Annotated in this window: 9 protein-coding genes; 8 read left to right on the forward strand and 1 reads right to left on the reverse strand. The window is 65.6% G+C overall.

Annotation, left to right across the window (positions count from 1 at the left end):
* The first annotated feature begins 242 nt into the window (after nt 1-242).
* The 5 genes from crtD (at nt 243) to D618_RS0117185 (ending at nt 4,785) form a co-directional block, all read left to right on the forward strand.
* Nucleotides 243-1,796, forward strand: a complete 1,554-nt coding sequence (gene crtD, locus D618_RS0117165) for a 1-hydroxycarotenoid 3,4-desaturase CrtD (RefSeq protein ID WP_238550711.1) — start codon at nt 243-245, stop codon at nt 1,794-1,796.
* Nucleotides 1,797-1,843: 47 nt separating this feature from the next.
* Nucleotides 1,844-2,647 (forward strand): hypothetical protein, encoded by an 804-nt coding sequence (locus D618_RS0117170; RefSeq protein WP_017672773.1) that lies wholly within the window; start codon nt 1,844-1,846, stop codon nt 2,645-2,647.
* A gap of 119 nt (nt 2,648-2,766) precedes the next feature.
* Entirely contained in the window at nt 2,767-3,141 is a 375-nt protein-coding gene (locus D618_RS0117175; protein ID WP_017672774.1) for a GFA family protein, read from the forward strand.
* A 103-nt stretch (nt 3,142-3,244) separates the two neighbouring features.
* Nucleotides 3,245-3,838 (forward strand): TIGR00730 family Rossman fold protein, encoded by a 594-nt coding sequence (locus D618_RS0117180; protein WP_017672775.1) that lies wholly within the window; start codon nt 3,245-3,247, stop codon nt 3,836-3,838.
* Nucleotides 3,835-4,785, forward strand: a complete 951-nt coding sequence (locus tag D618_RS0117185; protein WP_017672776.1) for a phytoene/squalene synthase family protein — start codon at nt 3,835-3,837, stop codon at nt 4,783-4,785. Before D618_RS0117180 ends, D618_RS0117185 begins: the two co-directional genes overlap by 4 nt.
* Here the strand turns inward: D618_RS0117185 and D618_RS0117190 are convergent, their stop codons facing one another.
* Nucleotides 4,786-5,223, reverse strand: a complete 438-nt coding sequence (locus tag D618_RS0117190; RefSeq protein WP_017672777.1) for a hemerythrin domain-containing protein — start codon at nt 5,221-5,223, stop codon at nt 4,786-4,788.
* A 160-nt stretch (nt 5,224-5,383) separates the two neighbouring features.
* Here D618_RS0117190 and D618_RS18820 point away from each other — a divergent pair, with 160 nt between their 5' ends.
* The 3 genes from D618_RS18820 to msrA all read left to right on the forward strand — a co-directional run bounded on the left by D618_RS18820 (nt 5,384) and on the right by msrA (nt 10,316).
* Nucleotides 5,384-6,517, forward strand: a complete 1,134-nt coding sequence (locus D618_RS18820) for an efflux RND transporter periplasmic adaptor subunit (protein ID WP_017672778.1) — start codon at nt 5,384-5,386, stop codon at nt 6,515-6,517.
* Between the two features lie 21 nt (nt 6,518-6,538).
* Nucleotides 6,539-9,619 (forward strand): efflux RND transporter permease subunit, encoded by a 3,081-nt coding sequence (locus tag D618_RS18825; protein WP_017672779.1) that lies wholly within the window; start codon nt 6,539-6,541, stop codon nt 9,617-9,619.
* Nucleotides 9,620-9,782: 163 nt separating this feature from the next.
* Nucleotides 9,783-10,316 carry a peptide-methionine (S)-S-oxide reductase MsrA gene (msrA, locus tag D618_RS0117205; RefSeq protein ID WP_017672780.1) on the forward strand — a complete coding sequence of 178 codons (534 nt, stop codon included), beginning with the start codon at nt 9,783-9,785 and terminating at the stop codon, nt 10,314-10,316.
* The last annotated feature ends 158 nt before the right edge of the window (nt 10,317-10,474 follow it).

Consider the following 10,474-nt stretch of genomic DNA (forward strand, 5'->3'; position numbering starts at 1 on the left):
GGCAAAAGGCTTTAGCGCAACCCCCCCCCCCCCCCCCGCGCAGGCAGGGGCCCATCTCCTGCGGGTGCACAATGCGCACCGCAGGCTGAGCATGGTGAGGTCTGGTGATGGCCCCCTGCCTTCGCAGGGGACCGGTGAAGGATCGAGGTTCGTACGACGCGCGATGTCCATTTTGACCGACAAATGACTGTCAAACTTTATGGACACCTGCTAGCATCATGCCATGAACTGCGCTTTTCCCGATGGACCGCCCTATGCGCCATGAGCCGATCATCGTCGTCGGCGCAGGCGTCGGCGGGCTGAGCGCGGCGGCGTTGCTGGCAGCGGCTGGCGAGCCGGTGCTGGTGGTCGAGCGCCAGCCCACCCCCGGCGGCAAGCTGCGCGAGGTGATGGCGGCAGGCCGCCCGGTCGATGGCGGCCCCACGGTGTTCACCATGCGCTGGGTGTTCGATCGGCTGTTTGCCGATTGCGGCGGCGATCTGGAAGCCGCGATTCCGCTCACGCCTGCCAGCATGATCGCCCGCCATGCCTGGGGCCCCGAAGCCCCGTTCGATCTGCTCGCCGATGTGTCGGCCAGCGAAGCGGCGATCGGCGAGTATTTCAGCGGCAGGGACGCGGCGGGCTTCCGCACCTTCTGCGCCGAGGCCGCGCGCATCTTCAACGTGCTGCGCGAACCCTATCTCGAGGCCCCTGCCCCCACCCCGTTCTCGCTGGTGACGCGCATCGGCTTCAAGCGCCTGCCCGAAACCATGGCCATCCGCCCCTATCAAGCGATGTGGAAGGCGCTCGGGCGGCATTTTGCCGACCCCCGGCTGCAGCAGCTGTTCGGCCGCTATGCGACCTACTGCGGGTCCTCGCCGTTTGTTGCACCTGCCACCTTGATGCTGATCGCGCATGTCGAGCAGGACGGAGTCTGGCTGGCCGACAACGGCATGCACTCGATCGCCACAGCAATTGCAGACCTGGCGCGCAGCAACGGTGCGAAATTCCGCTATGATGCGCCGATTGCCGAAATCGTGGTCGAGCATGGCCGCGCCGCCGGTGTCCGACTGGAAACGGGCGAGGTCATCCGCGCGCGCGCGGTCGTGTTCAACGGCGATCCGGCTGCGCTCAACATCGGGCGACTGGGCGACAAGGTGCGCCGTGCGGTGCCGCCGGTGCCGCCCAAGCAGCGCTCGCTCTCCAGCATGACCTGGCTGATCAACGCAAAGACCTCCGGTTTTCCCTTGGTCAGGCACAGCGTGTTCTTCTCGAACGACTACCGCGCCGAGTTCGATTCGATCTTCAAGCGCGGCGCCGTTCCGGAAGCCCCCACCATCTATATCTGCGCGCAGGACCGCGACGACCATTCGGCCCGCGCGCCGCCGGGTCCCGAACGCTTGCAGCTCATCGTCAACGCGCCAGCCAATGGCGACACATTCCAGAATTCACAGGCGGAGATCGACCAATGCGAGAGGCAAGTTTTCGGCTTCCTGGAGGATTGTGGCCTGACGATCGACCGAACGGCGGACAACTCGCATTTGGTGACGCCAGCGGATTACGAGCATTTGTTCCCGGCGACGGGCGGCGCGCTCTACGGGCGGGCGACTCATGGATGGAAGGCGGCTTTCCAGCGGCCCGGGGCAGCGAGCCGCCTGCCGGGGCTTTATCTGGCCGGGGGTGGAATTCACCCCGGCGCCGGGATCCCGATGGCGAGTCTCTCCGGCCGCTTGGCGGCAGAGCGGCTGCTTGCGGACCTGCCTTCGATGCGATCGTCCCGCCGGGTGGCTATGCCTGGTGGTACATCGACGCGCTGAGCGACGACGGCAAGCATGGCCTGACGATCATCGCCTTCATCGGCAGCGTGTTCTCGCCTTATTATCACTGGTCGGGTCGCGGCGATCCGGACAATCATATCGCGATGAATGTCGCACTCTACGGCCCGCGCGGCGGCTGGTGCATGACCGAGCGGGGTCGCAACCATCTGGCGCGCGATCACGACAATCTGGTGATCGGCCCGAGCTCGATGCACTGGGACGGCGAGAGCCTGCGGATCGACCTGCAAGAGATCACCGCGCCGTTGCCCAAAAAGGTGCGCGGCACCATCCGCGTCTTCCCCAAGGTGATGCCGCAGACATTGTGGCCGCTCGACATGGAGGGCAACCACGCCTGGAGGCCGATCGCACCGCGCGCGGCGATCGAGGTGAAGCTCGACAACCCTTCGCTCAGCTGGAAGGGCGAGGGCTATATCGACAGTAACGCCGGGGTCGAACCGCTGGAGCGCGGCTTTACCGACTGGCACTGGTCGCGCGCGCACCTCAAACGCGATTCGGTGGTGCTGTATGAAGGCCAGCGCCGCGATGCCTCGCGCTTTGCGATGGGGCTGCGCTTTGCCGACAATGGCACGATCAGCGAAGTTCCGCTGCCCCTCGAACGGGTGCTGCCCAAGACCTTGTGGCGCATGCCGCGCATCACCCGCGCCGATGCGGGCGCGCCGGTCGAAATCCGCCGCACATGGGAAGACACGCCCTTCTATTCGCGCACCGCATTGAAGACCCGGCTGTTCGGCGAGCAGGCCGAGGCGGTGCATGAAAGCCTGTCGCTTGACCGGCTGGAAAAGGGCATCGTCAAGCTGATGCTGCCATTCCGGATGCCCCGGCGGGGCTGAATCCGCCGCTCTGGGCGTCTGCGCTGCACGGCAACTGGCAGGCAGGGCAGGAACGAGATAGAATCTGCAACCGCAGCGCTGGCGGATCGTCGCCACAGCCGCGTTGGGGAGACACCATCATGCACACCGGTTCGTGCCTGTGCGGCGCTGTCCGCTTTACGGTTTCAGCACCGCTCAAGGCGCCCGATGCCTGCCATTGCAGCCAGTGCCGCAAGCAATCGGGCCATTACTGGGCGTCGACCGACGTCCAGCGCAGCGATCTTGCCATCACCGGCGAGGAGCATGTGCGCTGGTACCAGTCGAGCCCCAAGGTGCGGCGCGGGTTCTGCGGCACCTGCGGCAGCTTCCTGTTCTGGGACCCGCCGCACCGCGATTCGATAGCAATTGCCATGGGCGCATTCGATCCGCCGACCGACACCAGCCTGCACGTGCACATCTTCACCGCCGACAAGGGCGATTACTACGCGATCGCCGACGGCCTGCCGCAGGAGTGACCCCGGCTATCCTCGCCCGAGGCGATTCGTGGGACGATCGAACAGCCTTGCCCCGCACCCGATTTCCGGCAATGGACCGGCGACAATCACAACAGGAATCGCCATGACCGCCCCCTTCAAGCGCCTTGCCATCTATTGCGGGTCCGCCACGCCTTCCGACCCTGTGTATATCGAAAACGCCCGCATGGTCGGTGCGACACTGGCCGGACGCGGCATCGGCGTGGTCTATGGTGGCGGCAGGCTGGGGCTGATGGGCGCGGTGGCAGACGCCGCACTCGAGCAGGGCGGCGAGGTGATCGGCATCATCCCCGAGGCGCTGGTCCAGGCCGAGGTCGCGCACCAGGGCTGCACCGAACTGCATGTCGTGCCCGGCATGCATGCGCGCAAGCAGCGGTTCACGGACCTGGCCGATGGCTTTGTCGTGCTGCCCGGCGGCGTCGGCACGATGGACGAGCTGTGGGAGGCGATCAGCTGGTCGCAGCTGGGCTATCACAGCGATCCGGTGGGGCTGCTCAACATCAACGGCTTCTACGACCAGCTGATCGCGTTCAACCGCCATATGATCGAGGTCGGCTTCATCCGCCCGCAGCATGCTGACATCCTGATCGTCGACGAAACGCTCGACGGATTGCTCGCCAAGATGGAGGCGTACCGCCCGCACCAGACGATCTTCGCGATGACGGCGGATGATCTTTGAAGGGTTTCGATCGCCCTGCCCTCGTCGCCTATGCCCGCGATTCGATTGCGCGCGGTTCCAAGTCCTTCGCGCTGGCATCGAAGCTGTTCGATCGGCAGACCCGCGAGCGCGCCTGGCTGCTCTACGCATGGTGCCGCAAGTGCGATGACCTCGCCGATGGGCAGGACATGGGCCATGGCATGAGCGCGGTCACCGACGCGCATGCCCGCGTCGCCTACATCCGCAGCCAAACTCAGGCGGCATTGGCGGGCGAACCCACCGATGACCCGGCCTTTGCCGCGCTGGCCTGTGTTGCCGCCGAATGCCGTCTGCCGCACCGGTATATCTTCGATGTCATCGACGGTTTCGACCTCGACGCCGATGAATGGCGTCCGCGCAGCGAGCACGACCTGTATCAATATTGCTACCATGTTGCAGGCGCTGTCGGCCTGTTGATGGCCATCGTCATGGGGGTCGATCCCGACGACGAGGCGACGCTCGACCGCGCCTGCGATCTAGGGCTGGCGTTCCAGCTTGCCAACATTGCGCGCGACCTGTCGGAAGACGACTCGGTGGGCCGGTGTTACCTGCCGCTGGAATGGCTCGCCGAACGGGATATTCCGCCCGGACAGCACATGAAGCCATGGCTGCGATCGCAGCTGGTGCCGCTGGCGGCGCGGCTGGCCGATCGGTCGGAGGCGCACGAGGCATCGGCGCGGGTCGGGGCGGCAAGGCTGCCGTTCCGCGCCCGCTGGGCGGTGCTGGCGGCGGCGGGTATCTATGGCGATATCGCGCGCGAGGTGCGCGATCGGGGTGCCCAGGCATGGGACCATCGCGTCATCACGACGCGGGCGCAGAAAACGGGCTGGGTGGCGCGCAGCCTGATGCAGGCGATGCGCGATCCGCAGCCTGCAGGCCGCAGTGGATTGTGGACGCGGCGCAGGCCCTCAAGCGCAGCCGAGAGTTGATCAGGCGGCGCGTGCCGCGCGCAGCTTTTCAGCCATCGGATAGATTTCGGCATGCTCGCGACCGATGCGATCACCCAGCGCCTTGAACACGCCAGCCGATTCTCTGCGAAACAGCTCCGATTCGTTCAACACCATGTCTGCCCGCTTCCACCGATCGACAAAGTCGAGGAAGGTGTCGGCAAGACCGCCCATTTCCTGCCAGTGATGTTCGGCGGCGGCGGCGATCTTGGGATCCTTGGCATTGCGGAGCGCCGGGTAGAGAATTTCGTCTTCCAGCGCGAGATGGATGCGCAATATGCCGGTCAGCCGCGCGAGCATCAGCGTGATCTCCACCGCCGACGCCCGATCCGCGATATGGGCAGAGCGGGCCTGGATATCTTCCACGATGGCCAGGCACGCGTCATGCTGGGACTGCAATTGTCCGATTCGCCAGTTCATATGGTTTTGCCCCCATGTGCCGGTGAGCCACCAACACGAGCGTTGGGTCTAGCCCAGCTTGCTTAACAGGCAGATAACGATGTTGTGCCTGGAGCGAAATCTGCCTGAAGGGCGCAGGTTGGCGCTTGCCAGCAAAACTGGTTGCATATAGAAACTCAATATGCGCTTTCCCTTTGCTCGCGGCCTGACGGCCATCACCCTCGTTTTTGTCGGCGGCGGCGCGCTTGCCCTCTCCGCCTGTTCGGATGCCGGCGGCGAGGTTGCCCCGGTGGCAAGCGACAGGGTGTACCCGGTGACCATCGCGGTGGTGCAACCGGCCGCGACATCAGCCCGAATCATGGCAGTGGGAACGGTGCGCTATCGCTATGAAACGCCGCTGGGGTTCACCACGGCGGGCAAGGTTGCCAGCATCCGGTTCCAGGAGGGCGACCGGGTGACGCCGGGCGCGCTGATCGCCGCGCTCGATGCCACGCAGGTCGGCGCATCGCTTGAGAGCGCGCGCGCCGAACAGCAGCGTGCGCAATCCGAGCTGACTCGCTTTCAGCAATTGTTCGAAAAGGGCTGGGTGACCCGCGCGCAGGTCGAGCGGGCCGAGGCGACCGCGCGGGCTGCGACAGCGCAGGTGAGCACCGCGGGCTTTGCCAGCGGGACGTCGCGCATTCTGGCACCTTCGGGCGGCATCATCCTGGCGCGGACTGCAGAGCCCGGCCAGGTCGTCGCCGCCGGCACGCAGATCGTCGTGCTGGGCGAAGCGAGCGGCGGCATGGTGCTGCGCGCGCCGATGATCGACAGTGACATAGCCCGGCTGTCCCCCGGCATGCCCGCGACCGTGCGGTTGTCGGCCCTGGGGGAAGGCGAGATCGAGGGCGTGATCAGCGAGATCGATGCCCGCGCCAACCCGTCATCGGGCGCGTTCGAGGTGACCATCGCACTGCCTGCAAATGCGGCGCTGCGCTCCGGCCAGATCGGGACCGCGCAGTTCCGGGTGGCTGCAGCGCCCGGCGATACGGGACTGGCGATCCCTGCCAGCGCGGTGTTCAATGTCCGCGCGGATGAGGGCTTTGTCTATCTGCTCGATGCCAAGGGCAGCAAGGTGCGCGCGCAGGCGGTGCAGATCGGCAAGGTCGACGACCGTCAGCTGGTCATCACCGGCGGCCTCAAGGTGGGCGACCGGATTGTCGCATCAGGCCTTGGGTTGCTGACCGATGGCGCAAGGGTCAAGCCGTTGGCGACGCGCCAGCCCAGCCGGACGCGGGCGGCGGCACCCGCTGCGCCCTCGGCTCCGGCCCTTTAGCCTCAAGCCGGTCGCGCGCGCATGAACCTTGCTGCCTTCACCATCAGCCGCTGGCAGCTCAGCCTGGTGGCGTTCCTGCTGCTGGCAGCCCTGGGCCTGACCTCGCTGCTGACCATTCCGCGATCGGTCGATCCGCATTTCCCGATTCCCGTCATTACCGTCATCATCGCGATCCCCGGCGCGGATGCGGCGGACATCGAACAGACCGTCGCCAAGCCGATCGAAGAGGTGCTGCGCGGCATCGATGACATCGACGAGGTCCGCGCAGCGATCACCGACGGCTTCGTGACCGTGACGTCCGAATTCGATTGGGATGGCGACCCCGACCAGTATTTCAACGATGTGGTGCGCGAGGTCAGCGCGATTCGTAGCCAGCTGCCCGAGGGCATCACCGAGCTGCGCTATCGCAAGGCGCGGACCACCGAGGCGGCCGTGCTGCAGCTGGCGATGGTCAGCGAAACCGCGAGCTGGCGGCGGATGCAGAAATATGCCGAGGATATCCGCGACACCTTTGTCCGCTATCCCGGTGTACGCAACACGGTGATCGACGGCCTGCCGCAGCCCGAGGTGCAGGTTGCCATCGACAGCCGGCGCCTTGCCGAGCTGGGGCTTGCCCCCGCTGCCATCGCCGATGCGCTGCGGCGCGGCGGTGCGGAGCTGCCGCCGGGGGCCGTTGATAGCGCCGGACGCCGGTTCAACGTCGAGGCAGGCGGCGCCTATCGCGATCTGGACACCATTCGCAATCTGCCGATCCGCGCCGGAAACGGCACGCTGCTGCGCGTGCGCGATGTCGCCAATGTCGATTGGGGCGAGGCCGAGCAGCTGTACATCACCCGCTACAACGGCCAGCGGGCCATCTTCCTGTCCATCCTGCAAAAGGACGGGTTCGACGTGATCCGGCTGCGCGATTCGCTGCAAAAGGAGCTGGACCGGCAGCAGGCGAACTTCCCGCCCGACATCCGGCTGGAACAGATCTTCGACCAGAGCCGCGATATCGAACACCGGTTGAGCGAGCTGACGCGCGACTTTTCCATCGCGCTGTTCCTCGTCATCTTCACGCTGCTGCCGCTCGGCTGGCGCGCATCGGTGATCGTCATGATCTCGATCCCGCTGTCGCTGGCTTCGGGCCTGCTGGCGATCAGCGTGATGGGCTTCAACCTCAGCCAGCTGGCGGTCGCAGGGTTCATTGTCGCGCTGGGCCTGCTGGTCGACGATTCCATCGTGGTGACGGAGAATATCGCGCGCCACCTGCGCATGGGCAAGCGCCGGTCGATCGCGGCGATCGACGCCACGCGCGAGATCACGCCTGCGGTGCTGGGCTCGACCGGCGTGCTGATCTTTGCCTTCACGCCGTTGCTGTTCCTGCCCGAAGGCGCGGGCAAGTTCACCCAGTCGTTCATCTACACCATCATCTTCACCGTCTTTGCCTCGCTGGTGGTCTCGCTGACGATCATTCCGTTCCTGGGCAGCCGCATCCTGTCGCGCGACGAGGATCCGGAAGGCAACGGCATCCTCAAATGGCTGACCCATCAGATCGAGCGATTGTACCGCCCGATCCTGCACACCGCGCTGGACAGGCCACGCCAGACGTTCTGGGCCTCGATGGCGCTCACCCTGTCGGCCTTCGCGCTGGTGCCGGTGCTGGGATTCAGCCTGTTCCCCTATGCCGACACTAGCTATTTCCGGGTCACGGTGGATGCCGAGCAGGGCAGCGGTATCGCCACCACCGACGCTCTGGTGAAACAGGCAGAGGCCGTGCTGGCGCAGGAACCCGACATCAAGGTGCGCGCCGCCAATACCGGCAGCTCCAATCCGCAGGTGTTCTACAATGTCTTCGCGCTCGACCAGCGCCCCAATTTTGGCGAAATCTTCGCGGTGATGGACCGCTGGCATCCCGACCGCAGCCCTGAGATGATCGCGCGCATCCGCACGCGGCTGGAGGCGATCCCCGGCGCGCGTTTCAATGTCGAACTGTTCCAGAACGGCGCGCCGATCGCATCGCCCGTTGCCCTTCGCATCACCGGCGAAAATCTGGAGACGCTGCGCGACATTGCCGGGAAGGTGGAGGCCATCCTGCGCGCCACACCCGGTGCGCGCGACGTGCTCAACCCGGTGGCCAATGATGGCATCGATCTGGATATCGGGCTGGACGAAGGCAAGGCAGCCCTGCTCAACATCGCTCCGGGCGATGCGCGCCGCGCCATCCGCCTGGCCCTGTCCGGCGAGAATGCGGCCGCCTATCGCGACGAGGAGGGTGACAGCTACCGCGTCGTCGTGCGCCTGCCGATCGACCGCACCCAGCCGGTGTCTGCGCTGGATCAGGTCTATGTCGCCAGCCGCACCGGCGATGCCATCGCGCTGTCGCAGATCACCCGCCCCAGACTGGAGAGCGTTCCGCCGCAGATCCAGCGCTATCAGCTCGAACGGTCGGTTACCGTCACTGCCAATGCCGAACGCAATGCACTGCCCGCGCGGATCAGCGAGCAGGCGATGGACAAGGTGGCTGCGCTCAAGCTGCCGCCGGGCTATCGCGTATCGGCGGGCGGCGAGGCCGAGGCGATCGACACGGTCTTCGGCGGGCTCGGACCGATCATCATCATCGCATTGTTCGGCATCTTTGCCGTGCTGGTCGCCGAATTCGGCCGCTTCCGCGAAACGATCGTGGTAGCCGGCGTCATCCCGCTGGGCACGTTCGGCGGCTTCATCGCGCTGTTCGTCACCGGTGAATCGCTGAGCTACATGGCAATCATCGGCTTCGTCGCGCTGGTCGGGATCGAGATCAAGAACTCGATCCTGCTGGTCGATTTCACCACCCAGCTGCGCCGCGAGGGCATGGGCCTGCGCGCAGCGATCGAGCGCGCCGGCGAGGTCCGCTTCCTGCCGGTGCTGCTGACCTCGGTCACCGCGATCGGAGGCCTGATGCCGCTCGCGCTGTTTGGCGGATCGCTGTATGCGCCGCTGGCCAGCGTGATCATCGGCGGGCTCATCTCGTCGACCTTCCTCTCCCGGATCGTCACGCCGGCAATGTACCTGCTGATTGCGCGCAGCGGCGCGGCGGATGACGATGCCAAGGCACCCCCGGTGTTGCCGCTGGAAGGCTGAAGTGGTTGTTTCGGGCTGCAGGCACTCTATTTTGAAGCACAAGTCATCCCCGTCCGCTCAGCCTGAGCTTTTCGAAGGCCCCGCTATTTCGCTGGCGTGGCCACGAGGCCTTCGACAGGCTCAGGCTGAGCGGGGTTTGGATGCAGAAAAAGGATGAAAGAGCATGACCGAACAAACCGCCATCATCGCCGGAGGCTGTTTCTGGTGCACCGAGGCCGTGTTCAACGATGTCGTCGGGGTGAGCAAGGTCGAAAGCGGCTATATCGGCGGCCATGCCGAGAACCCCACCTACAAGCAGGTCTGCGCCGGCACCACCGGCCATGCCGAGGCGATCCGCGTCACCTTCGACAGCGAGCAGCTGAGCTATGCCGACCTGCTCGACATCTTCTTTGCCACGCACGATCCGACGCAGCTCAACCGTCAGGGCAATGATGTCGGCACGCAGTACCGCTCTGCCATCTTCCCGCTCGACGCGGCGCAGCAGGTGGAAGCGGAGGCCGCGATGAGCCGCAATCAGCCCAGCTGGCCCGCCCCCATCGTCACCACCATCGAGGAAGCGACGACCTGGTATCCCGCCGAGGATTACCACCAGGAATACTGGAACGGCGAAGGCCAGCGCAATCCCTATTGCCTGGCGGTCATCCCTCCCAAGCTGCAGAAGCTGCGCAAGAGCTTTGCTGCACGGGTCAAGGCCTGAAACAGCAGGCTTTGGCCAATCCCCAGGCAGCGGCGGGTTGACAGCGGAGCGGGGCGCTGCAACCTCTGCGGCGGCTGTCGGGGCCAACAAGAGGATTTCAAGTGAAGCCCATCCGCAAAGCTGTTTTTCCGGTTGCCGGGCTCGGCACCCGTTTTCTG

Origin of the sequence: Blastomonas sp. AAP53 (genome assembly GCF_000331245.1) — a bacterium.
Classification (GTDB): domain Bacteria; phylum Pseudomonadota; class Alphaproteobacteria; order Sphingomonadales; family Sphingomonadaceae; genus Blastomonas.